This window comes from Methylomonas sp. AM2-LC (genome assembly GCF_039904985.1).
In the GTDB taxonomy this organism is placed as follows: Bacteria; Pseudomonadota; Gammaproteobacteria; order Methylococcales; family Methylomonadaceae; genus Methylomonas.
Genome location: NZ_CP157005.1, coordinates 4102235 through 4127348, shown reverse-complemented (window position 1 = coordinate 4127348; position 25114 = coordinate 4102235). Strand labels below are relative to the sequence as shown.

At 41.5% G+C, this 25114-nt stretch carries 23 protein-coding genes; 12 read left to right on the top strand and 11 right to left on the bottom strand.

Features of this window, described 5'->3' with window-relative positions; translation table 11 throughout:
• The first annotated feature begins 81 nt into the window (after positions 1–81).
• Genes ABH008_RS18360 through ABH008_RS18345 form a run of 4 tightly spaced genes read left to right on the top strand, consistent with a single transcriptional unit; the run spans position 82 to position 5491 of the window.
• Positions 82–930 carry a response regulator gene (locus ABH008_RS18360; protein WP_347987061.1) on the top strand — a complete coding sequence of 283 codons (849 nt, stop codon included), beginning with the start codon at positions 82–84 and terminating at the stop codon, positions 928–930.
• On the top strand, positions 930–1760 hold the full coding sequence (locus tag ABH008_RS18355) for an HDOD domain-containing protein (protein WP_347987060.1): 831 nt from the start codon (positions 930–932) through the stop codon (positions 1758–1760). Before ABH008_RS18360 ends, ABH008_RS18355 begins: the two co-directional genes overlap by 1 nt.
• A 15-nt stretch (positions 1761–1775) precedes the next feature.
• Entirely contained in the window at positions 1776–3623 is a 1848-nt protein-coding gene (locus ABH008_RS18350; protein ID WP_347987059.1) for an ATP-binding protein, read from the top strand.
• Entirely contained in the window at positions 3620–5491 is a 1872-nt protein-coding gene (locus tag ABH008_RS18345; RefSeq protein WP_347987058.1) for an EAL domain-containing protein, read from the top strand. The genes ABH008_RS18350 and ABH008_RS18345 overlap by 4 nt, the downstream gene beginning before the upstream one ends.
• A 106-nt stretch (positions 5492–5597) precedes the next feature.
• Here the strand turns inward: ABH008_RS18345 and ABH008_RS18340 are convergent, their stop codons facing one another.
• From ABH008_RS18340 to ABH008_RS18325, 4 genes are all read right to left on the bottom strand, one after another.
• On the bottom strand, positions 5598–6494 hold the full coding sequence (locus ABH008_RS18340; protein WP_347987057.1) for an SPFH domain-containing protein: 897 nt from the start codon (positions 6492–6494) through the stop codon (positions 5598–5600).
• A gap of 259 nt (positions 6495–6753) precedes the next feature.
• The gene (locus ABH008_RS18335) at positions 6754–7014 is read right to left on the bottom strand and encodes a PIN domain-containing protein (protein WP_347987056.1); all 261 of its coding nucleotides are present in this window, start codon (positions 7012–7014) and stop codon (positions 6754–6756) included.
• 9 nt (positions 7015–7023) lie between these two features.
• Positions 7024–7278, bottom strand: coding sequence for a type II toxin-antitoxin system VapB family antitoxin (gene vapB, locus ABH008_RS18330; protein ID WP_347989993.1), 255 nt, complete (start codon positions 7276–7278; stop codon positions 7024–7026).
• A gap of 89 nt (positions 7279–7367) precedes the next feature.
• Positions 7368–7967, bottom strand: a complete 600-nt coding sequence (locus ABH008_RS18325; protein ID WP_347987055.1) for a DUF938 domain-containing protein — start codon at positions 7965–7967, stop codon at positions 7368–7370.
• Between the two features lie 39 nt (positions 7968–8006).
• Here ABH008_RS18325 and ABH008_RS18320 point away from each other — a divergent pair, with 39 nt between their 5' ends.
• The 6 genes from ABH008_RS18320 (at position 8007) to ABH008_RS18295 (ending at position 12587) form a co-directional block, all read left to right on the top strand.
• On the top strand, positions 8007–9149 hold the full coding sequence (locus ABH008_RS18320) for a GNAT family N-acetyltransferase (RefSeq protein WP_347987054.1): 1143 nt from the start codon (positions 8007–8009) through the stop codon (positions 9147–9149).
• A 200-nt stretch (positions 9150–9349) separates the two neighbouring features.
• Positions 9350–10717 carry a (Fe-S)-binding protein gene (locus ABH008_RS18315; RefSeq protein WP_347987053.1) on the top strand — a complete coding sequence of 456 codons (1368 nt, stop codon included), beginning with the start codon at positions 9350–9352 and terminating at the stop codon, positions 10715–10717.
• Positions 10718–10853: 136 nt separating this feature from the next.
• Positions 10854–11216, top strand: coding sequence for a NifB/NifX family molybdenum-iron cluster-binding protein (locus tag ABH008_RS18310; RefSeq protein WP_347987052.1), 363 nt, complete (start codon positions 10854–10856; stop codon positions 11214–11216).
• Positions 11213–11572: a hypothetical protein gene (locus tag ABH008_RS18305; RefSeq protein ID WP_347987051.1), complete on the top strand. Its 360-nt coding sequence runs from the start codon at positions 11213–11215 to the stop codon at positions 11570–11572. The genes ABH008_RS18310 and ABH008_RS18305 overlap by 4 nt, the downstream gene beginning before the upstream one ends.
• Positions 11572–12189, top strand: coding sequence for a glutathione S-transferase N-terminal domain-containing protein (locus ABH008_RS18300; protein WP_347987050.1), 618 nt, complete (start codon positions 11572–11574; stop codon positions 12187–12189). The genes ABH008_RS18305 and ABH008_RS18300 overlap by 1 nt, the downstream gene beginning before the upstream one ends.
• On the top strand, positions 12186–12587 hold the full coding sequence (locus tag ABH008_RS18295) for a hemerythrin domain-containing protein (protein ID WP_347987049.1): 402 nt from the start codon (positions 12186–12188) through the stop codon (positions 12585–12587). Before ABH008_RS18300 ends, ABH008_RS18295 begins: the two co-directional genes overlap by 4 nt.
• Before the next feature lie 290 nt (positions 12588–12877).
• Here ABH008_RS18295 and ABH008_RS18290 read toward each other — a convergent pair whose 3' ends face one another.
• The 6 genes from ABH008_RS18290 to ABH008_RS18265 form a co-directional block, all read right to left on the bottom strand.
• The gene (locus ABH008_RS18290; RefSeq protein ID WP_347987048.1) at positions 12878–13111 is read right to left on the bottom strand and encodes a hypothetical protein; all 234 of its coding nucleotides are present in this window, start codon (positions 13109–13111) and stop codon (positions 12878–12880) included.
• Positions 13112–13191: 80 nt separating this feature from the next.
• On the bottom strand, positions 13192–14013 hold the full coding sequence (locus tag ABH008_RS18285) for a transglutaminase family protein (RefSeq protein WP_347987047.1): 822 nt from the start codon (positions 14011–14013) through the stop codon (positions 13192–13194).
• Between the two features lie 77 nt (positions 14014–14090).
• Positions 14091–14825 carry an N-formylglutamate amidohydrolase gene (locus tag ABH008_RS18280; protein WP_347987046.1) on the bottom strand — a complete coding sequence of 245 codons (735 nt, stop codon included), beginning with the start codon at positions 14823–14825 and terminating at the stop codon, positions 14091–14093.
• Between the two features lie 38 nt (positions 14826–14863).
• Entirely contained in the window at positions 14864–15589 is a 726-nt protein-coding gene (locus ABH008_RS18275; protein ID WP_347987045.1) for a peptidase, read from the bottom strand.
• Between the two features lie 304 nt (positions 15590–15893).
• Positions 15894–16238, bottom strand: a complete 345-nt coding sequence (locus ABH008_RS18270) for a DUF167 family protein (protein WP_347987044.1) — start codon at positions 16236–16238, stop codon at positions 15894–15896.
• 46 nt (positions 16239–16284) lie between these two features.
• The gene (locus ABH008_RS18265) at positions 16285–17499 is read right to left on the bottom strand and encodes a DUF4010 domain-containing protein (protein WP_347987043.1); all 1215 of its coding nucleotides are present in this window, start codon (positions 17497–17499) and stop codon (positions 16285–16287) included.
• A gap of 248 nt (positions 17500–17747) precedes the next feature.
• On the opposite strand from ABH008_RS18265, the gene ABH008_RS18260 reads away from it, so the two are divergent.
• The gene (locus ABH008_RS18260) at positions 17748–19919 is read left to right on the top strand and encodes a diguanylate cyclase (RefSeq protein ID WP_347987042.1); all 2172 of its coding nucleotides are present in this window, start codon (positions 17748–17750) and stop codon (positions 19917–19919) included.
• Positions 19920–19955: 36 nt separating this feature from the next.
• Here ABH008_RS18260 and ABH008_RS18255 read toward each other — a convergent pair whose 3' ends face one another.
• Positions 19956–21662, bottom strand: a complete 1707-nt coding sequence (locus ABH008_RS18255; protein WP_347987041.1) for an ATP-binding protein — start codon at positions 21660–21662, stop codon at positions 19956–19958.
• Between the two features lie 627 nt (positions 21663–22289).
• Between ABH008_RS18255 and ABH008_RS18250 the strand changes: the two genes are divergently transcribed.
• A complete protein-coding gene (locus ABH008_RS18250) occupies positions 22290–24770 on the top strand; it encodes a PAS domain S-box protein (protein WP_347987040.1) in 2481 nt (826 codons plus the stop codon).
• The last annotated feature ends 344 nt before the right edge of the window (positions 24771–25114 follow it).

The following is a 25114-nucleotide window of genomic DNA, read 5'->3' as shown; positions in this document are numbered from 1 at the left end:
TATAAATTCAGTGTGTTGAATGTTTTCTACGGTGGAAGTGCTTCGTATTCAATCTCTCTTTATGAATGCAGAAATCAAATTATGATAGAAGAAATGTCCGTATTAAGAACTATATTGTTGGTCGACGACGAGCCGAATATCATTAGTGCGCTTAAACGTACGCTACGTAGAGATGGCTATCGAATATTGACAGCGCATAGCGCCGAAGAAGGACTTAATTTGCTCATTGATAATGACGTGGGTGTCATTATTTCCGATCAACGTATGCCACAAATGACCGGAGTTGAATTTTTACGTAAAGTTAAAGAGCTTTATCCAAAAACGATACGCTTGGTTTTATCTGGATATACGGAGCTTGAGTCAGTGACCAATGCCATTAATGAGGGGGCAATCTTTAAGTTTCTAACTAAACCCTGGGATGATGAATTGCTACTTAAAAATGTACGTGAATCATTCGAGTACTATGAAATGGAGTTAGAAAATCAACGACTGACTAAAGAACTTGCCGACTCGAATGAGAAGCTGTTTAGGCTTAATCAGAATTTGGAGCAACAGGTTCAGCAGAAAACACGTGAGATTGTTCATAACATGACCATGCTGAAAGTTTCTCAAGAAATTCTTGAAAATTTGCCCATTGCGATTATTGGTGTTGATAACCACAATATGATCGCTACCTCAAACCGCTGTGCAGATCGATTGTTTCCTCATCATCAGGGCAGTTGTTTGCTCGGTTTGCAAGCCAACGAATTATTGCCCGATGCACTCATCCAACAACTGCAAAATGCAACACTGCAGGGTGAACACGCAATGGGCCCCCAACGTATACAGCTTGAAGATGGAAGAACTCTGCAAGTATGGATAAGCGCTATGGGTGATTTTAGTCAATCAAAAGGCACAGTGGTAATGCTTATGCCAAGCGGGGGAAGTTGATGTCGATAAAAGAACATGGCAATACGCAACTTAAATTAGAGCGCCTGGTTGATTTACCTTCGTTACCGGTTTTGTTACTAGATGCTTTGCAGCAAACCGCGAATAATCAAAACCTAACGCAACTTGCAGAAAAAATTGGCCAGGATCCACCTATGGTGGCCCACATTTTACGTATTATCAACTCTCCTTTTTACGGTATGCCGCGTGAAATAGCCTCTTTACGCGAAGCCATAGTGCTATTGGGGATGAATCGGGTTAGGGATTTGTTGTTCAGCACGTGTTTAATGAATAGTTTGCCAACCCAGCATAAAGATTTTGATTACCTATTTTTTTGGCATCATAGTTTGGCTGTGGCAAATTGCGCCAGATTACTCGCTACACATATCGGTATTGGTGAAGATATTGCATTTACAGCAGGGTTATTACATGACATTGGCAAGTTGGTTATTGTTTTGATGTTTCCCACTGAATATGCTTTGATTGCCAAAGAAGCCAAGTTCATTAGTGTTGTTAAAGAACGACAATTAATGGGATTTGATCATGTGGAAATTGGTAGTAAGGTGGCACAGCATTGGAATTTGCCATGGGTTATCCAAGAAGCGATTGAGCAACACGAAACACTACCATCCACAGAAATTATCTCATTAGGTTTATTAGTTTACGTCGCAAATTTTCTCATAAACACCGTTGAGCAAAATAAAACGCTAGCCTTGCTGGAATCGGAAGAAGGAGCAAAGGTGCTAGATCGGCTGAGTATTTCAATTGAGGAGCTGGAAACTTGTGTTAATACGAGTGAACAATTCGCCTCTCAAATTCTTTCTGCGCTTTAAATCTGGGAAAATCACATGCACTTGAATAATGCGCAACAATTAAGCTGGATTTATGAGCTTTACCAATTGGGACAAATTGATACACAGTATAATGATACCAAACAAGTTTATGAAAGGATGCTACAACATTTTCTGACAAGGTTTGCTACGGATTGTGGTTCATTAACCTTGTGTCAAAACGAAGAGGATAACATTCCGTCTCTAGTCGTCAATGTGGGCGCACTGGAAACAGAGCAGAGCGTTGCAGCCAGTAACAAGGTTGTGGCTTTGGTATTAGATAATCGGCAAGCCATGTTACTCAATGGCAATATAAGTCGTGATCCTAGCTTTGATTATTCTCAACTCGAATCTGAAACGCAAACCTCTGTTAGTCAATTGGCATGGCCATTACAAATAAGAAAGGATGTATTCGGCGTGTTAAGTATTTGTAGTTTTAGTCAACAAATCCAATATACACAGGCAGATTTAGAGCGTGGGCAACCTCTGGTTAATTTGATTGCATTGGTCATTGATAATGTCTGTTTGCATATCAGTCAGCAGCAACGTATTCAACAGTTAATCGAAACAAAAATTCACTATGAGGAAACTAATCAACTGTTACAAATCACAAAAGCCAATCTGTTAGCCTCTGAACAACGCTTATTTGATATTTTGGATTCAGTGGATAGCATAATTTGGTCGATGGAACCTGATACCTTAAAATTGCTCTATCTGAATAAAGCTGCATTTGACGTATCTGGTTATGCGGTGGACGATTTTATAAATGATGCTAATTTATGGCTAAATATTGTGGATCCGGCAGATCGAGTCAGGGTTGAAACCAGTTTACAAGAGATTATGCGTACTGGCACGCAGATCATAACCTATCGAATTATACGTCCAGATCGATCAGTACGCTGGCTTTTTCATCATATGCGGCTGGTGCGAAATAGCATCGGTACACCGGAACGTATAGACGGCATAACGGTTGATATTACTCAGCATAAGTTGGCTGAGGATTTACTTAAACAGCGTAATCAGGAGTTACAGTCCGCACTGGATAAAATCCAGGAAGTCCAGCGTCAATTAATCCAGTCGGAAAAATTATCTTCCATTGGTCAACTGGCTGCTGGTGTTGCTCATGAAATCAATAACCCAATTGGTTATATTAACTCGAATCTGAGCTCATTAAAAAAATATGTGGAAGAATTATTGGTATTGATATCTAAGTATGAGGCGCTAGAGTCTGACTGCTCGAATGCGGAAAAAGTTGGTCATATTCAGCAATACAAGACTAAGATTGACCTGGAGTTTACTAAAGTTGATGTACTCGATTTATTGAGTGAGTCACAGGAAGGGGCTTCTAGAGTAAAAAAAATCGTGCAGGACCTTAAAGATTTTTCACATGCAGGGGGTGGCGATGTCTGGCAGTGGTCTGATTTGCATAGCTGTCTGGATAGTACCTTAAATATTAGTAATAACGAGATTAAATACAAAGCACAGGTTATCAAGGACTATGGTGTTATTCCACAAATATGGTGTTTACCACAGCAATTGAATCAGGTATTTATGAATTTATTGGTCAATGCCGCACACGCTATTGAAAAAAATGGCACCATTAAGCTGAGTACCAAAGCTGAGGGTGGTAATATTTTGATAGAAATTAGCGATAATGGTAAAGGGATTGCGCCTGAACATATTGATAAAATTTTTGATCCGTTTTTTACCACTAAACCGGTAGGTCAAGGCACTGGGCTGGGCTTGTCTGTTTCCTATAGTATTATTAAAAAACATCAGGGCGAAATTCGCATAGACAGCAAAGTCGGCGTGGGTACGTGTTTTCGTGTAATTTTGCCCATCAACGTTGACGTCAATGCAGCATGAGTAATATTGATTCTTCGTTGATGACTCGGCACCAGCCAGTTTTACTGTTTGTAGATGATGAACCCAATGTATTGAAATCTTTGCGTCGCCTATTTTATCAAGAAAATTACACTATTTTTCTTGCAGAAAGTGGAGCTGATGGTCTGGTTATTCTAAACACGCATGCTGTGGATTTGATCCTTTGCGATATGCGTATGCCGGAAATGAACGGCGTGGAATTTTTATGTGAAGTAGTTTCCAAATGGCCGGAAACGATAAGGATTTTGTTGACGGGTTATGCAGATTTGCAATCGACTATTGATGCCGTTAACAAAGGACGTATTTATAATTACTGTAATAAGCCCTGGCAAGATCAGGAGTTAAAATTATTAGTCCGTAATGCATTGGAACAAAAAAAATTGCGGGAAGAGCGTAATAAATTAGCAAAAGAAATTGTTCAAAAAAATGCTGAATTAGACTCACTTAACAAACAGCTACAAATCTTGCTTGAGCATCGAACTCAACAATTAGATGTCGCTAATCATAATTTTACTATTCAACAGAGTCAATTAAACTATCAAGCCAATTACGATGAATTAACCGGGCTAATCAATCGACATTTACTGAGCGAGCGTTTGCAACAAATCATCATTACTGCAGAAAGCAACCAAACTCAGGTCTGTTTATTTTTTCTGGATATTGATAACTTTAAAATAATTAACGATACTCTAGGGCATTCGGTAGGTGATGAGCTACTGAAAGTGACTGCTCAGCGGCTATTAACGTGTACCCGAGCTGTTGATAGTGTAGCTCGATACGATGGTGATGGTTTTGTTGTTATACTTCCAGAAGTCGCCCAACTTGAAGAAGCTTCTAGAATTGCCGAGCGTATCATTACCGAGGTTTCACAGCCCCTACAGCTTAGTGGACATAGCTTACAAGAAACCATCAGTATTGGCATCAGTTTTTACCCGCAGGATGGACAGACTGTAGAAGTTCTGCTTCAGCATGCCGATGCTGCTATGTACGATGCCAAACTAAGAGGGCGTAATACGTTTCGGTTTTACACAGAAGAGCTCAATCTACGTTTGCTTCATCATATGCTTCTGAAAGAGGAATTATGTCAAGCGTTAAAAGATGAGCAATTCGTGGTTTTTTATCAACCTAAGATTAATTTACTGACTGGAAATGTGAGTGGTGTTGAAGCTTTACTGCGTTGGCAGCATCCAGAAAAAGGCATTATTCCACCCGACCATTTCATTCCTTTGGCAGAGGAGCTTGGGTTAATTGTACCTATGGGAGAATGGGTGTTAAAAACAGCCTGTTTGCAAGCTAAGGCCTGGCTAGATGCAGGTTTCCCCAAAATTACGGTGGCGGTAAACATTTCGCCCAAACAATTACATAGTGCTACTATTATAGACACAATAGTAGAGGTGTTAAGCCAAAGCGGACTAAACGCTGAGTATCTGGATTTGGAAGTCACCGAGGGCGCAGTGATGCAGGAACCAGAAAAAATAGTGCTGACATTGAACAAATTAAAAGCACTGGGTATCCAGATTTCAATGGACGATTTTGGTACCGGTTATTCTAGTCTGAGTTATTTGAAACGTTTTCCTTTCGATAATTTAAAAATAGACAAGGCTTTTATTAACGATGTAACCAAAAATCAAGAAGATGAAAATTTGGTGTTAACCATTATTGCCATGGCACATAATTTTAAACTGAAAGTGATTGCTGAAGGTGTAGAAACGGGTGATCAAGTAAACTTTCTGAGGTTAAAAAAATGTGACGAAATTCAGGGTTATTATTTTAGTAGACCACTTCCTGCCAATGAAGTAGAAATATTATTCGTAAAGAACCTGTACTCCTTGTCTGAGTCTATAAAATAGAAATAGAAACGGCAGCGTAAAATTTAAATACCATCAGCTAATTTCTGGATTTCGCCTTGATTCAATTAGGCAAGATAAGCTTGAGTCGATCTTTTTCGATAACAGCCTAATCTTTTGCTTTATCCGCAGCCAGCATGGATTTCATGATTTGTTCAGATATGTCATTGACAGCACCCGGTGAGTGCGAAATGAATAGCGTGTTGGTTTTGTCATTTTCACCAATGGATTTAAGCGTATCGAAATACTGAGTAATTAACACTAATTGCATGGCCTCTGCAGTTGTTACATCACCCACGGTTTTCTGGAATTGTTCAATGGACCCTCGCAGTCCCTCAATAATGGCTCTTCTTTGATTGGCAATACCTTGTCCTTGTAAGGCTTTACTTTCAGCTTCGGCTTCAGCTTTTTTTACTACTAATATTTTTTCAGCTTCACCACGAGCGGTGGCGGCCACCTGTTCGCGTTGGGCGGCATTAATATCATTCATTGCTGATTTAACTTTTTCATCAGGTACAATATCGGTAACTAGCACATTAACGATTTCATAGCCAAAGCCTTCCATATCCGCATCTAACTCACGCTTTACTGCAGCAGCAATTCCAGATTGACTGGCGAAGACTTCATCCAGCGTCATGCCGGGAACATGCCCCAAGATGACCTGCTCAACATAAGATTTAATTTGTTCTGCTGGATCGGATAATTTGTAATAGGCATCGTAAACTTTTTCAGGCCTTACTCGATTTTGTACAGAAATCGGGATGGTGACAAACACGTTATCTTTGGTTTTGGTTTCCATGGTCAGCATTATCTGATTAACACGTAAACTTATTCTGACAGCTACCGCATCAATAAAGGGTACTTTCCAGTTTAAACCGGGGTTTGCAACGCGTAAAAACTTGCCAAAGCGGGTGATAATTGCCACTTGTGCGGTGCTTACCGTAAAGAAGCTCAGTACTACCGTTATCAGGACAAATACCAACAAAATCCAATAGAAAATTTCCATTTTTGATTCCTCTGTTTTTTATTTTAGTTACTGCAAGTTAATAAATTGTGGATTACAGATAGGTAAAGATGATTCCTCTGCTAGCTATTATATTTGACAGCAGTAATCATTGATTGGATTCATCTCAGCCAGTTTTCTAACAATAATCCAGGTACACGTTCAAATTCACCTAAATTATTAGTGACCAACACTAAATCTTGGCTGCGGGCGTGTGCTGCAATATGCAGGTCATTAACCCCAATCAGTTTCCCCTCCTGTTCTAAAGCGCTCGAATGTTTCCGTAGTGATAGGATACGGTATCCACATAGGGCAAAATTTGCAAACGACTGCAAAAATCTTCAACCGTTGACAGATTTCTTGCCGGGAATTGACTTTTTTCAGCACCGTGCACCAATTCCGCTAAAGTGATAACAGAAATTGCCATTCTGCCATAATGTTTGTTAAAAGTAGCGAAGACTTCTATTGGGTGTTGTTTGATGACGTAAATGACAATATTGGTATCAAGCAAATATTTCAGCATAAGCCAAGTTTACAAGCTTTCACGTTCGTATTGATCCTGACTGGCTCGCTCGGCCATAAAATCATCACTTACTTCTGGTTCAGACAGAAAGAAACTGTCCCAACTTGAGTAAACTGGAGAAATGATACGATCATGACCAACAGTTCGCACACTCACTTTTTTTACAGAATCTGCAAAACGCATATTTGCCGGTAAACACACTGCTTGGCTGCGGTTATTGGTAAAGACTGTGCTAGGGGCATGGCGTTGCCTCCTAAATGCTATATGGCGTAACTATATCCCGCTATGTCTGAAAAAATCAAGGGATTAAAATCCATCCGAATCCCCACTGTAAAAGGTGCAAATCATCATAGTTACGCTTTCTTCTTAAAAACCAGTAAACGATTATTGGCCGGCATAGTCTCATCTGCAGTCAGCTCACAATCTATGTTAATTGCCAGAGCTAGAATGTCTTCAAAATTTTTAATGCCACTCAAGCAATTCTGGGCTTTTAGCCATTGGTCAAAACGGGCATTACTTTCGCTGGTATAAGCGCCGTTATAATTAAATGGGCCGTATATGCATACACTTGCATTGGCAGTCAGATAAACGTTAAGTCGCGCAAACAGCAGTTGAACTTCATCCCAGTTCATAATGTGCAAGGTATTGGCCGTAAATAATGCATCAATACTTTTACACGGCCAAGTGTCATCTTGTACTGCTAAGCTTAAGGGGCTTTTTAAATTGCTTAGTTGTGCCTCTGTTGTCCATAAACAAATACCGTCAATATTTTCAACTCTGTCCGTGGGTTGCCATTCCAGATAGGGGAGTTGTTTGGCAAAATAGCAGGCATGTTGCCCGGTGCCACTGCCAATCTCCCACACAGTGGTTGCTTGAGCGTACACTTTGCGAATAACTTGCAAAATCGGCTCTTTATTATTTTCACAAGCTTGAGAAAAGGGTTTCGTTATCATGGTAGAGTAGGGTAGCGTTTATAAACAAACAATGCACGTATGCAAATTAGACAAATTAATAGTATTAATGAAGTCACCGCCGCTGACTGGAATCAATGGGTAGAACCAGGGTATCCGTTTATCCGGCACGAATTTTTGCAAGCACTGGAGCAAAGTGGTGCTGTGAGTACAGAAACGGGTTGGCAAGTATCGCATTTACTGCTGTACCAAAATCATGAATTATTAGCCATATTGCCTCTCTATCGTAAACAACATTCTCAGGGTGAATATGTTTTTGATCAACAGTGGGCGGCAGCTTACCATCAATATGGCTTAGCCTATTATCCAAAATTATTGACCGCTATTCCATTTACGCCAAGTCAAGGGCAGCGTGTGCTGATTAAGCCAACTTGCGATAATCAGGCGGTCATTAGCTATTTTTTGAGCCATATACAGCAGCTGGCGGAACACACTCATGTATCTTCCTGGCATTGTTTATTTCCGGCCGAACAACAGTTTGATCAATTGCGTTTAGCCGGATTGACAATTCGCCAAGGTGTGCAGTTTCACTGGTTTAATCAGTCATACCAAAGTTTTGACGACTTTTTACAAAGCTTGACGGCTAGCAAACGCAAAATGCTAAAGCGCGAACGGCGCCGAGTTGCGGACGAAGGTATACACTTGGATAGCATAGAGGGGAAAGACATTACCGATGAACAGTGGCAGGTGTTTTTCCGTTTTTATGTTTTGACTTATCAAAAAAAAGGCGCGTATGCGTATTTAAATTTGGCATTTTTTCGGCAAATTGCGGCAAGTATGGCTGAGCAGTTATTGTTGGTTTTGGCGGTTAAGGATGGTCAATATATTGCTGCCGCATTGAGTTTTGTGGGTAGCGATTGTTTATATGGTCGATATTGGGGATGTGAAGAAGACTATTCTGGACTGCATTTTGAAACTTGTTATTATCAGGGGATTGATTACTGTATTAAGCAAGGATTGCAACGTTTTGATTCGGGGGCACAAGGGGAACACAAAATTGCGCGGGGGTTTCAGCCGGTTACTACCTATTCAGCGCATTGGTTAAAAGATGAACGATTTGCACAGGTCATTGCCGACTTTGTCGGCAGAGAGCAGCAAATGCTAGCCGATTATAAACAGGATGCCAGCACTTATTTACCCTTTAAGTGTAAAAGTCAGAATTAAATGTGGCAATTTAGAAAGCCAGTTGCAATCTAAACAGGCTGAAGGATATTGCTCGGGGCTACAGTTGTTACTTATAGCTGACTGAAAGTGCGGTTTGTCGAGTTTATGACAACACTGCTGTGCGCCAGGCTAGCAGTATCAAGCTTATATTGTGGCGTATAATTTGCTGGTAATTTAGTATTTAAGTTACCGTAAAGTACATGAAACTGTTTCTCGACTGGTCGTCCTACGAAAATGCTGGCATGGGTGATGCCTATGCCGACATCCCTAAACACGGAGGTGATTTTGCTAAAGCAGTGGCCGTTTGCATAAATAGTCGCCAGTGCATGCAGGCGTCCGCCAAAGGCGTGATGTGTCCAAGCTACCGAATTAGCCAAAATCCAGGCTTGTCACCGGGGGGACGGGTCAAGGCCCTAAAAGCAGCACTTAAGACCAATGATAATCAGGCTTTCTTCAACGCAGAACTGGCTGAGGCTATGGCCTTGTGTGTCAGTTGCAAAGGTTGCAAGCGGGAATGTGAAAACGAAGTTGACATGGCGCTGATCAAAGCTGAATTTTTGGGACAGCAAGTCGCTCACAATGGCTTGCCGCTCCGTCAACGTTTGTGGGCTGAATTACCTAGAATATTACGCTGGCATGGGTTGCGCAGCTTAGTGACTTTGCGCAATCGCTTTCCGGTTCTAGCTAGAATAGGTGAAACCTGCTTGGGTATTAGTGCAAAACTTGCTTTGCCGGTACCCGCTGCGACACCCTTTCAAGTCGGGGAAATAGCAAATGTGCATGAGGATAGTGATAATTGTGACAAGCAATTGGTGTTGTTTGTAGATACCTTTAACCTCTACTTTAATCCAGCCGCTGTTCAAGCCGCACATCACTTACTGGCCTCTGCCGGTTATCAGGTAATAAACGCTCTACCCTTGAGCTCAGATTCATCAACCAGGCCCTTGTGCTGCGGTCGCACCTATTTCTCAAATGGCATGTTGGACAAGGCTCGCGAAGAGGCGCAACGGGTTTTGGCGGCGTTGGCTAAGCATATAGCTGCTGGCCGGACTATTATTGGTCTGGAACCTTCTTGCATTCTAAGTATGCGTGATGAATATTTAAAACTTGGCCTGGGTGATGCGGCCAAGCAATTGGCGGAAAAAGTGCTGTTATTGGAAGAATTCATCGTTCGAGAACAAAACGCTAACCTTTGGCCTTGGTCATTCCAGCCCATCCCCTCAATCACGAAGCTTTTGCTACATGGACATTGTCACCAAAAGGCAGTTGGTTCGATCAAATCGGTGCGTAAATTACTTAAGCAAGTGCCGGGGCTGCAATTCGAATTGATTGAAGCCTCCTGTTGCGGGATGGCCGGTAATTTTGGTGTCGAGGCAGAGCATTATGATCATGCTCAGGCCATGTCGGAACTGGCACTATTTCCTGCTTTGCGTGCTGAACCCGAGGCATTGATAGTCACTAGCGGTTTTTCCTGTCAGCAGCAAATAGTTAACGGCGGCTTTGCTAAACCATTGCATCTGGCAGAGTTGCTGTGTCTGGCTATTCCCGTTGACCCAGTTGTAATCTAAGACTAGATATTTTCATTACTAATGCTCTGCCACCAATTATAGGAGTTGTTATGTCATTTCAGATCGTGAACATGGTGCCGGATTGTTCGCTCGAAGAGAGTGTCTTTTTGTTGCCAAGTCGGAAAGAAAACTTACTATGAACGGGTTTCCTATAAAACTTGCGGTTGCCAGCACGGATGGCATCTCCATCAACGAACACTTCGGTCATGCCAAGCAATTTCGTATTTATAGCGCAACTTCGGATAGATGCGATTTTCTGGAAACTCGTGAAGTGGCGCACTACTGTTTGGGGCAACACTCTGATGAATCCGCCATGAGCGGCATATTGGAAGCTATCAAGGATTGCTATGCAGTGTTCGTCGCCCGCATAGGCGAAGGCCCAACCAAAAAAGTTCATGCTATCGATGTTCGTGCCGTTTCCGAATACGCTTATGCTGCAATAGAAGAATCCTTATTGGATTATACGCGCAGAACTGTCGCCAGCGAGTCTATCGGATGACTTCCGAACAAGTGGCGACATGGCTCGAAAATCACCCGCTTTCGCCGCTATATATCGATTGCACTGTAGCGGTGATGCTGAAGATTTTGGATGGAAAATGCAAAATGAGGCCAACGGAAAAAATCGTCATGTCTTTGTTATACGACCAAGTCAAATACATGCCCAGCCAATTGTTGGACGAAACACTACATTCTCTAATAGCCACGGCCCGTGATCGGTTAGATGACGAAGTATTCAAAATGCTGATTTACGAAAATCGTCTACTTGCCGAAACGGCGATTTCCCGGCCAGTGATGAAGAAATTCAAGGCATTTATCCGGGAACATGGTCTGCTAGAAAGTACTGAGGAAACCTAATGAAATTTTTTATGACGCCGGGTTCCTGTTCGACTGGAATTCATATTTTGTTGGAAGAACTGGAGTTGATCTTTGAAGTTCAGATCGTCAATCTATTAGCTGGAGATCAAAATGCGCCGGATTATCTAGCGATAAATCCCAAAGCAAGCATCCCGGTTTTGCTGCGTGATGATGGTAGCGCCTTGACGGAATTTCAAGCCATTGCCTATTGGCTGGCGCGCAGCTACCCTAAAGCGCAACTTTTGCCTGGGGAAGCAAATGCCGACAGCCGGGCGATAGAGCTGATGGACTATGCTGTCGGCACGATACATGGTCAAGGTTTTGCCAGAATTTTCACTACTGATAAATTTACGCCCAACCCGGACGATTACGAAGCTGTCAAGGCGGCTGGCCGTAATCTAGTGGAAAAAGGCTTCGCCATTCTCAATCAAAATCTGCCGGGGCAAGAGTATGCTTTGGGAGGGTTCAGTATAGCCGATGCTGCCTTATTTTATATCGAATTTTGGGCCGATAAATTGGCGATTACCTTACCGGATAACTGCCGAAAACACTATCAACTCATGCTAACACGTCCGGTTGTCCGGCGGGTGTTGATGGAAGAAGGTTATCGAATATGACGCTCATCAATAAAGATAAGCCTATCGTTCTCGGTAATAGCGTGATCGATAACGATCATCAGGTTTTCATCGATTTGCTGAATGCCTTGGAGTCAGCCGGAAATTTAGAATTCACGGCTTTGTTCCAGCAACTTTATGAACATACCGAACAGCATTTTGAACACGAAAAGCAATTGATGCAGCAATCGGCTTTTCCGGCGGAAAACGAGCATTCGGGCGAACACCAACGGGTGTTAGGAGAATTCAAGCAATTTAAAACCAGAATGGATAAAGGCTTAATTAGCTTTGGCCGTTCTTTTGTCAAAGAACGGCTGCCGCAATGGTTTCAATTGCATGTCACGACTATGGATAGTGCTCTGGTCACGCATTTAAATGCAAAACATGCTAGCAAAGGATGACAATTTGCAACAAATTAGAAATAGTTGAAGGGTTCAATGAAGAAGAAGACAGTCTGGAAATGCATTAACGCTTGCTTTAAGAATACCATTGGCCCGATAACCGATACTGTATGGACGGCTCTTTGTATTACCGTGATTACAGATGCTTGAATACGTCACAGTTACAGCTGAATGAAGGCATATTCACATGGTTTATTAGTAGCGTTTTATACATACTAATAATAACAATATGATAGCTGGTAACCTCCAGCTATTGAAGTATGTGGGCGTTTCAATCAGGTCATTCATAGTTATTGCCAGCTGTCTATATCATGACCGAAATAGCTACGCATTTTGCTTTGCATAAACCGCTTACTAAAGCGTCCAAGGTAAAAAAAAGCATTGATTACCGATGAAAGAAACCCTAGGCCTGCTACAAAAATGGCTATGACATAATTCATGTCCCCAGTATGTGTCATGATTCCTGCCATTACCAGCCCCATTTCGCGTTCCACTATGCTCCAAAAACAAATTAATGTAACCATATGCCTTTAGCTACACGATAAATGGTATTTCCATATATACCTCTTAAGTACTGTAAAACGCCAATTTACTCAATGAGGATTCAAACCATGCACGCCTCATTGACTTCGTCCGTTCTTACCATGAAACTCTCCAAAGTATTCGGGCCGAAGCTGCAGCTGATGGGAACATCGGCGGCGTCACGGCCCCGTGCGATCAGCACCCGCCCGATCCGTGGCATATTGTTGCGGGCGTCAAAGATATACCAATGACCGTCTAGATAAGCCTCGAACCAGCCGGCAAAATCCATAACGCCGTAGGGCGGTGGTGTTCCCATATCGCCTAAGTAGCCGGTACAGTAGCGAGCCGGGATGTTCATACAGCGGCAAAGCGTGATTGCGAGGTGCGCATAATCTCGACAAACGCCGGACTTTTCCTGATATACCTCCCAAGCTGTTTTAGTGCAACGCGCATGTTGATAGCCAAAGCTGATATGCTGATTAACGAAATCGCAAATCGCTTGTACGCGCAGCCAGCCGCTCGGTGTATTTTCAAACAGTCGCCAGGCAGTCTCCGATAAACGATCTGTTTCGCAGTAGCGGCTGCCCAGCAAAAAAATCAGCGTATCATCTGGAAGTTCTGCAACCGGAGTTTGTCTCGCCTGTAGATTAATCAGATCGGGTAGGCCGCAATCTCTGAGGAGTGCGTCGGTGGATAAGCTTAGTCTACCTTTAGGCGCTACAATCCGGCTACACCAATTGCCATAGTTGTCGCGATAAGCTGTGAGCGGAATCGGCGGATCGGAGATTATGTGATCCAGAATAATTAGATCGGATACGCGCGTATAGTGCACACTTAATGTTAACAACATTGGAGTTGGCTGTGGACAATTGTAAATCAGTTCATAACCTAGGCGAATCTTCATTTTAAAATTCCTGTTGTTTGCCGGCTTTGCCTTGCGGCTGGCTTGGGCGATTAATTGCGGATAGACTTATCTGTACTTCAAATATTTAGTGCATGTTCGTTAACCAGCACTCTGGCTAATGATGCAATAATTACTTTGCGCAGGGTTGTCCAATGCTGACCTGCATTGATGATATATTTCTGGTTAATTTCCAACTCTATACCCATATAAATGGCGGATGGTAATTGACTGCGCAACCAGGTGGTTAAGCCGTCGCCTTTGCCAGCATAAGGGTAATTACGCCGAATGATAAGCTCAGGGTTGTGTGCTTTTAAATCTGCCTGCCAGTGCTTGCATAGCGTTGTCTCACCAACGCGCATTGGATCATAGAGCAGACCGATATCCGCACGGCGTTCTTTACCGTTCAAAACTGGGGTAAAACTATGTGATGAAAGGTGAATGACTTGTCCATGTTTCGCAATGACCTGGCGGATGGCCTGTTCTGCATCGGTACGATAGGGTTGGTAATATTCTCGTAGTATTTGCTTACGTTTATCAGTGGGTAGTTTATGGATGGCTTTGGCATGCAGGCTTGGGTTACCAATAGAGCGATTCAGATCAACTAGCAGTCTGCTGATAGTAGAGGAAACCAGGGGTGCGGAAAATGCTATTGCCAGAGCCCTAGCCATACTCAGCGCGCCGGCATCAAAGCCGCGATGAGAATCCAAAAGCTCTTGGTCTTGAAATAATTCTTGGTACGGAGTGGGAATATTGTTACCGCCATGCTCACAGGTAATCACCAGTCCTTGCAGATTTGTTTCGCCTATGCTCATGGCCTTTGCTAAATTTCCCCTTGGTATGTATGGCGATCTCACCAGTCCAGATTCGGCAGTTGGCTAAAAACCTGTCGTGTGCCGTCAGTCCATTGTTTACCCAGTGTACTAAAATAAGCATCTTCTTCGTCAAAGCGTCGACGCATCTGTATTCTAAGACTGTCCCGCTGATAACAGATTAAGTCTATGGGCATGCCGACAGACAAATTGCTGGACATGGTTGAGTCGAACGAGACCAGTACACATTTTGCGGCATTGTTTAACGAAGTTGAACGGGTTATTACCCTATCTAGGATAGGTTTACCGTATTTTGTTTCCCCAGTTTGAAGATAAGGGGTCTCCAAACCAGCTTCAATAAAATTGCCTTGTGCATAGATGCGAAACAGGCGGGGTGGTTCACCTGTAATTTGGCCGCCCAAGATGAATGAAGCATTAAAGTGTAAATCGCTAGCCGCCAAGTGCTTGCCATCGCGCCTATCAACATCTCGCATGGCGTCCGACACCAGTATGGCGATGTCGAACATAGACTCTGCACTCCATAGATTGGGTGTGCCAAGTTTAGCGTTGCGTTGTTTCAGCAGACTAATCACAGTCTGTGTGCCAGCCAAATTTCCGGAGCTCAATAGCACGATTACCCGATCCCCCTCTTGCTCAAATACGGTCATTTTGCAGAATTTGGCAATATTATCCACCCCAGCATGAGTTCGCGAGTCAGAGGCAAACACTAGTCCAGTGTCGAGCATGATGCCTATACAGTAAGTCAAAGCCGGCTCTCCAGGTTAATTTTAAAGTGCTGTAACTACTCACACAGTAGTTCAACTATCCGGTTTTGATGTCCGGATTGTTTGCATTTAGAGGTTTTGAAAAACTGGGTCAGTAGTTAGTTCTGATTATTGAATCTTTATCACGCTAGGTCTGTTCGGAAACATACATAAACCGAGCATTACTTCGTTATAGAGTGTTATTTTCTACAAGAAAAACCTCCCTAATTCACGCAGTTTGCTGAGTATTTGCATTGATTTAAAATAGGTGAATGAATAGCCTGAAACTAATTGGAGTACGCCTGTTCTACTGTTGATTCGTTAAATGTTCTCGAATAATCGCGGGTAATTTTTTAGGGGCTTTAATGCGTAATTGCTTATTGATATTAAACCGACCAAAAACAACTTCAAAATCTTTACTGCTAATTCCAAATTCACGTGCCAGAAATTTAATCATATGATCAGTAGCCCTGCCATCTTCTGGTGGGGCCGTAACGCTAATTTTGAGTTGTGAACCTTTAACTTTACCGATGGTATCCTGCTTGGCGCCGGGAGTGCCAAGCACATTTAACACTAGAGTATCACCGTCCCAGCGACAGAAATCGCTTTGTTGAGTGTTTTTAACGACTGCTTTTAATTTTGGTTTTTTCAACAGCGTCTCAAATCAGAAAATTAGCAAAGAGTTGCATAGGTAAAGCTCAAACAAAATAAAAGGCATAACATGTGGTAATCATAAACAATGTGATTAACCAAGCGCAAGCATAGCGAATGGACTGGTTTCGTGCCAGTACCGCAATATAAACTGCTTTTAACAGATTGTTGCTGCCAGTGGCAATTAACACGGCAGAAACTACCTCTGTTTCCGATGCGGCATATTTTCCAGAAAGCAACGATAAAATAAAGGGATCAATATCGGTAAAGCCCGCCACAATAGATAAAAAGTGCAAACCTTGCTGACCAAAATGACTAATCACATACTGGGTGATAAAGGCAAAAAACACGAACATAAATGCAAATATGATTGCTGTAGCAAGTTCTAAGGGGTGTTGATTAGTATTTACTTCCTGTGGAGGTGTCGTCGGTTTTCGATAATGCAGTAATCCTAAGGTGGCAATACACGACAGAATAATGAGTGTTGTAAAGGGGAGTAATAAGTCCTTGCCCGTTCTAATATCCAGAAAGAACATTATTAATAGCAATCTTAAATACATCATAGCTGTCGCCATGATTAAAGCGGCGGAAACCATACTTCTATCAGTAGGCATTTTTTGCGCACGTCGACCAATGACCACCGATATTGCCGTGCTGGAATAAAGTCCACCTAACAAACCGCTGAGCAGCAAACCTCGGCTTTTGAAAAAATAAGTTTGTGCCAAATAGCTTAAGTACGAAAACCCAGACACCACTATGACAGAAATCCAGGCTTTATAAAAAGTGATAGGCAGATCAGGTAGAATTTGTGTGTCGGGTAACAAAGGCAGTATTACCCCACAAATCAACAAAAACTTTGCCAGTGTTACTATTTCTGTATTGGTCAGGTTTTCGGAAAATTGATGAATCAACGGCCTTTCGTTGAGGATTAATATCAGCAAAACCACAAACAGTACTAAAAACCAGTTGGGAAAATAAAGACTAATAGGTCCAATCAGGAAGACTAGCAATGCAACAAAAATTTCGAATAAAGAAAAGCGCTTTTCTGCTGTTTCTCGCCAGTAGTAAATGCCTAAAAATAGGCTTAACACCCCCATTCCAGTGATCAAGAGACGGCTTGAACTGTCGATTTGATATAAAATGAAACCTAATATACCAATCAAAACCAGGGTGCGGGTACTGCCAAATCGATTCGGATAGGTGTTGATACGAAGGTAATGGTGAAACTCAAGACCCACAATAAATGATAACACTATGGTCATTATAAATTGCAATAGCAGTGGTGGGATGGCGTCTAACATTAGATTTTAACAATGAAGTATGGGCTATTTGGCAGTGTAACGTAATCTCGATAAAAATGCGGTTATTGTCAAAGTGTGTGAGAATTTTCACAATTTTATGTTTAATTCTTCACAGAATTGCGGTGATTTATCTGCGTTAATACTAGGTTGATATTTTCAATCAGTATCAGGTTTTTAAAAATAATCATAGTTTATACTGGAGAAGGGCATTGCTTCAATTAGTAGTGGCTAAGCTTAAGGGTGTAACCCAGAAAAAACTCGTTGATAGTATTCATTTATTTATTAGTCGTTGTGCGTTTTTAGTTCTACAGAAAGTATTTAGGATTAGCTGGTTTTTATTGGCCTACCATTTTATAGGGTTCATAAATACGGCATATGCGGTACCTTTACCGCAAAAGCAAATTGTCGATCTGCAATTGCGCTGGCATCATCAGTTCCAGTTTGCGGGTTATTATGCTGCATTAGAAAAAGGATACTATGCAGAAGAAGGTTTGGATGTCAGGTTGCACCCTGGAGATCCTTTACATCAGCCGGTAGAAGCAGTTTTATCCGGTCATGCTCAATATGCAGAGGGTAATAGCGAAGTCTTGTTCAGGCGGCTGCAAGGCAAGCCGTTGATTGCCCTGGCGGCGATTTTTCAACACTCACCCTCCATATTATTAGTTCGAAAGGATTCAAAAATTGATAAAGTTCATAAACTGATTGGTAAAAAAATTATGCTGATGCATTCTGATCAAGATGCAGATTTTCTTACCATGTTTTTGAACGAAGGTATATCGCTGGCTCAACTGAACATTATGCCCAGCAGTTATAATATAGAGGATTTAATCTCCGGCAAAGTCGATGTCTTTAACGCCTATATTACTAACGAGCCTTATGTGCTAGAAGAGCGAGGCATTCCCTACGATATTATTGATCCTAATAATTATAGGATCGATTTTTACAGTGATATTCTATTTACTTCCGAAGCAGAGTTATTCAATCATCCAAAGCGTGTCGATGCCATACGCAGGGCTACTTTAAAAGGTTGGTCTTATGCGATGGCGCATCCAGAAGAGATTATCGATCTATTGATAAATCATTATGCTGTAGAAAAATCCCGAAATCATCTGCAAAATGAAGCGGCAGAAATGCGCAAACTGATTTTGCCGGATTTAATAGAGATTGGTCATATAAATCCAGAGCGTTTTCAACGTATGGCAGATTCTTTCGTGCAGGCTGGAATGGTAAAACATACGCAAAACCTTGAAGGATTTGTCTATGATTTGGCACCTAAACACCTGCCTCGTTGGGTGTTAGTGGCCTTAGTGGCTTCCTTGGCTACTATTATGCTGATAGCCACAATCACTTCCTATTTATTGAAAATGAATCGGCGTCTTGCTTACGCAGAAACTGAGTTGCGTAGTTACAATAGCATTTTGTCTACAGAAATCGAAGAACGTATAGCCATAGAAAATAGTTTGCGCAATAGTGAAATCCGATATCGATCACTATTTGAAAACATGTTGGGGGGGGTTGCTTATTGCCAAATGCTTTATGGCGATAAGCAAATTAACGATTTTATCTTTCTTGAAGTTAATCCAGGATTTGAGCCGATAACGGGATTAAAAAATGTAAACGGTAAAACCGTTACCGAAGTAATACCGGAAATTAGACAAACCAATCCTGAGTTGTTTGAAGTTTTGGAACGGGTTGTGATTAGTACTTTTCCAGAAAAATTTGAAATTTATTTAAAGAGTTTAACGGCCTGGTTTTCTCTATCTATTTATAGTACGGGAAATGATTTTTTTATGATAATTTTCGATAACATTACTGAGCGACAGCAATTACAAAAAAAATATGAGCATATGGCGCATGTCGATTTTCTGACTGGCTTGTCAAATCGCGGTTATTTTATGGAGTTAGCAGAGGCTGAGTTATTGCGAATTCAACGCTATGGCGGTACTGTTTCGTTGCTAATGCTAGATTTGGATCACTTTAAAAAAATTAATGATAATTACGGGCATCAAATTGGTGACAGGGTTTTACAAAAAGTTAGCGAGGTTTGTCAGTCTGCATTACGCGATGTGGATGTAATGGGGCGGCTGGGTGGCGAAGAATTTGTTATATTGCTTCCTGAAACGCAAGGGAAAGAAGCCATTGAAGTCGCGGAAAGATTAAGAGGGCTGTTCGCCAATGCCGATATTAGTATTGATGACAAGCAAATACTAAGTTTTACAACTTCTATAGGTGTTGTGTGGCTCACCGAGCAGATAACTGAATTATCTGCTCTGCTACATTATGCAGATCAAGCTTTATATCAAGCTAAACGGAGTGGTCGTAATAAGGTGCTTACATTTTTGGATGTTAATACCAATCAGCCCGTTAATTTTGACTTATAGAGCTAAGATCATTTTGGGTTAACCGCCAAGTGGTATCTAATCGGTGCTTTCTACAATTTCTAAACCTCTAAATACCGAACAGCGTTTAAAAACCTCCATATTCGGCTCAAGTTGTTTTTGCAGGCAAAATTTTGCAACCAGTTTGGTTAAGCCTTTAATGTCCCGGCCTGTGGCGGTAGGGAAAACAGTGGCTAATTGATCCAGTAAAACAGTATCTACGGGCAGAGCAAATTGTTCGGTCATTACCTGCCAGATTTTACGCCTATCAGCCTGATGAGGCGCATGATATTTTATCAGTGCAATACAGCGGGAAATAATGGCTTCGTCAATATCATCGACACGATTAGTGGTTAGAAACAATAAGCCGTTGAAATATTCCAATACCCTTAGAAATACTCCCACCACGGCATTTGACGCCAGATTATCATTACGACGTTTGATATAGACATCCGCTTCATCAATTAACATGACTGCTCCCCAGCGTTGAGCGCGAATCAAGGTATCTTTCAGCACTTTTTCCATTTCGGCTACATTAAGTCCTAATTGTCCGGAGTGAACTCGATATAAGGGGCGTTTGATAATTTCAGAATAGACTTCTGCGGTCAGGGTTTTTCCAACACCGGCAGGTCCTGCGCAAAGTACGGTGGTGCCTCCCGATTTACCGGCGACAATGTCATCCGTTAGCATATCCATTTCTGCTGTTAGGATATCTATCAAATCCGTTTGTTCTGGTGGTAGAATCAATTTTTGTTTTAGAGTGGGTTTATATTGATATGGCTCTATATCATCAACATGCGCCCATACATGATGATGGAGTTCCAGATGAAACATTAATATATAACCATGTACCGGCAGTTCGGTGAATGCACCTTTAGGAATTTCGGCTTTATTTGCCTCCATAGCATGTTCGGTTTTACTATCATAACGTAAACTTTTACCTGCTTTGCGCAGATATTTACCTAGAATATCTCCAGTAGCTTCTAAACTTAAAGCGCGGTCACTAATGATGTTTTCATCATTAACCAGGCGACAGGCTCCGCCTGCCGATGACAGTACTACGCTATTTTTACGTGTCCAATCATTACTACGATGGCTGGCGGTTGGGTCTTCGGCAAAAATGGCAGTACCCCAGCCAGAAAACTGTTCACCATAGCGGCTACGCCAGTCGAAATAATGACTGGCAGTGATGTCATAATGAGCTATCAGTTCTGCTGTTTCTTTTAGAAAACCTTTGGCAGCGAATATTTCTGCAATGGTTAAACCGGAAATGTCTTTAGCACGAATCATCAATGATTCACTAACAATTTTAGCTTTGGTATTTGCTTTCAATTCTATAATAATGCGTCCCGCTTCTTCTTCGCCTGGCGGGGTGTAATCAATACGGGTTATCAAAAAAGCACTGGTACGACCTTTGGCATCCGCATGAAATATCCAGCCACGTATGGCATCTTCAATTAAATAATGCGTTATGGCGGGTAATAACTGTTCTAAGTTTTCTGGTTGAAAACGTTCTTGTGTCGCAAGATGCGCGGATTGCAAACTAGACAGCAAAGCAGCCTGGTTTTGCATGTTGGCACCCGCCGAGTGATAAAGTTGTTGTAAAAATTCCCATTCCTCGGTCTGTAACTGCTGGTAAAAAACTTCTGCTTTATTGCCCAGTCGTAGTTGTTCTCGCAAACTTTGTAAATGTGGAAAAGTGTCGATTAGATGTTCTACATAACGGCGTTCAATGTGAAGTTTCATCGCTGTAATAACCAAGGGAAATAATAATGAATAAGCAAAAACAGCGCCAGACTCCTAAAGGATGTCTGTTAAGACCTGAATTGCTTTACCCTTAATAAAATAGACGGATGAGTATTAAAATTAGCGCCTAAATCCTTTGTTCGAAACATAACAATTGGCTGGTTTTGAGACAAACAGGAACGACTCGATATCGTGCTTCAAAAAAATTGATGCAAATAGACGATTTAGTCAGTTATTTGTTTGTGTTCCGTAAATTAATTTATATTTATTTCTAAGCTGTTCAAGATTAAAGCGACTCTTTTGCCATATCGATAAAGGGTTTATACTGTTAGAAGCTCAGTTAAGTCGCCATGCCTCGTTGGTTGTACTGCATCGCAAAGATGTATACTGGCAAAAGTGTCGAGCCATGAACAATTTGAGTGATCTGATTTCGTTACCTACTGACGAATCTAGTGCTAGGTAGAGTTTTTAGCTAAACCTATACCGCTCACAATTTGAGTGATTAATAGTATGCACGGATTGCAATTTGAAAAATTGTTTTGATTTGGATACCAATTTTAAAGAATTAAAATTTGGGTTGAGTACCCAGTCTCTTTTTCAACAATTTGCGATGGTGTTAAGTAAAGCATGAATAAACATTCCGAGATTATTTCAGATCAATCTTCTGCACCGGATCTTTATGCGCTGCCTATCATGCCATTAATTCTGATCGTCGTAGAGGATATCGATGAACAGCAGCTCATTGCCAAGAATTTGGAATCGCAAAATTTTCGTGCTGTCGTTTCAAAATCAGGTCAAGAAGGTTTACGTCAGGCAATTTTGCTAAAACCTGATCTGGTTTTGTTGGAAATTACATTGACCGACATAAAAGGAAGCGAGGTATGTCGTCGTTTAAAGTCTGATATCGAAACTGAATCTATTCCAGTCATATACATGATTACCTATAATGAGATGCAGAAGTTACCCGATGGTTTTGCTGCGGGAGGGGAAGATTATCTTTGTAAACCAATACATACTGGAGAATTACTGTTACGAATTAAATTGTGTTTAAATCTATATGGTAGTCGATTTAAACGTAAGGCCAAAAAATCAGGTTGGTCATGGTTAGGTGGACAAACGAACCATATGCAAACTCCACATGAATTACCATCCGTAGAGCAACGCTTGTCCGTAAAATTTCTATCAAACACCGAGTCAATGGAATTATCCGGTGTATTTAGTAATGAATACAGTTTACTGCATGAGCTACACGTTTATCGGCTTAAATTGGAGAAGCAGAACGAAGCGTTGCGAGAGGCACGTATTACTGCAGAAATGGCTTTGGAACGCTATACGGCATTGTTTGATTTTGCGCCGACTGCTTATTTTATTCTCGGTAGAGAAAGTCTGATTTATCAGACTAATTTTCGGGGCGCAAATCTACTCAATCGAGAGCGTTTTAAAATTATTGGACAACGTTTCATTAATTACGTTATCAGTAATGATCGGGCTCTTTTTAAACAGTTTTTAGAAAATGTGTTTACCGCAAAGCATAAACAATCACTTGAATTATGTCTGCGCATTAACGAACAAAATATTTGGGTAAACATAGATGCCAGCATTGCTGATAGTAGTTTACGCACTTGTCTGGTTGATGTAACCGATATTAGTGAGCGTAAGCGGATTGAGTTAGAAAAACAGCGTTTACTAGATATTCTTGAAGAATCTGCAGATTTTATTGGTAGTGCAGATTTAAAAGGTAAGCTTTTGTATCATAACCGTGCAGCAAGATGCATGGTAGGTTTAGATGAAAGTGCAGATTTGTCAGGTATGACTATTGCCGATATGCATCCAGCATGGGCGGTGGAACAATTGAAGGAAATCGGCTTTCCCAAATTGTTACAACAAGGAATATGGCGTAGCGATTCAGCACTGTTACATCGAGACGGACACGAAATACCGGTTGCCCTGCTACTGGTGTTGCATAGAGATGGTGCAGGAAATCCCGAGTTTACTTCCACTATTATGCAAGATATTACGGCACGTAAGCGCATGGAAGCCCAATTAACCCGGCAAGCAGTCGAGTTGCGTACCTTGGTTGAAAACTCACCCGATGCGATTATCCGTTACGATAATCAATGTCGAAGAATCTTCACCAATCCAGCTTATTTGTCTTTATCGGAAGCCATGACTGTCGATGTGATTGGTAAGACACCCATGGAATTCTGGAGTATGCTGAGTCCAAGTGCAGAAGAATATACCCAGCGTTTAAATACGATTATCAACACGGGTAGATTGGATGTGTTGGAAGTGCAACGCATGGATAATGCAGGACAAATAATGTATTTCGCTACCTATCTGGTACCAGAGTTTGATAACTACGGCAATGTAACTACCATATTAAGTATTAGTCGAGATATTACTGAATTAAAAGCCACTGAACGACATTTGGAAGAGTCCCGCACTCAATTACGCGCTCTAAGTGCGCAGCGGGAAGAAACCCGTGAAGACGAACGGAAGCGTATAGCCAGAGAGATGCATGATGAACTTGGGCAACGCTTAACGGCTTTGAGGATGGATATTGCCAGATTGCGTTTGCGTTTTGGACAAGATAACCCAGAATTGGTCAATCAAGTCAAAGAAATGCTGCTTGCTGTTGATGCAACTATTCAAGTGGTGCGTGACGTGGCCGCCGCTTTAAGGCCGGCTGTACTGGATATGGGTATTGTTTATGCACTTGAATGGCTGGTTGAGGATTTTTGTAAAAGATCAGGTATTCAATGTGATTTGCATATACCCGAAAGTAAAAATTTTGCTTTGGATGATAGTCATTCCACCGCTATTTTTCGTATTGTACAAGAATCGCTCACTAATGTTGCCAAACATTCTGAAGCCACTAAAGTGACGGTGAAGTTGGTAAGATTGGAAAGTGATTACCTTTTAGAAATTACGGATAACGGCAAAGGTTTTGATCCTTATGCTGCACATAAACTCGGATCCTTTGGGCTTATAGGTATTGAAGAGAGGGTGTTGATGTTGGGTGGAAAGCTGACTGTCAATACCAGTCCCGGTAAAGGGGTTCAGCTTTGTGTGCTTTTTTCGATACAGTTTTTAGGCATTCAGACATAACCACCGGAAAGTTTAACAATTGTAACGTTACAGACGCTGTTAGGTATTGTTTGGTATTTTGAAAAACTGGGTGAGTGATTAAAAAATCTAGTGGTATAGCTACGACAAGCTTGGCTCGGAGGTCTGATTTTTTTATAAAGCTATTTACATATAAGTCATTGAACTAGCAGCTAATAAGCATGCAATCTTTTCTTGGAAAAGCTTATAATTTAAGATGACTATCACAAATTTTTAAAAAATAACACATTGAATTATTCTTTTTTTAATTATTCCCACTCTAGCCTCTAGACTATAAGTAAAATTCTGGTATCCTGATTTGAAAATCGCATATATACAGCTATTAA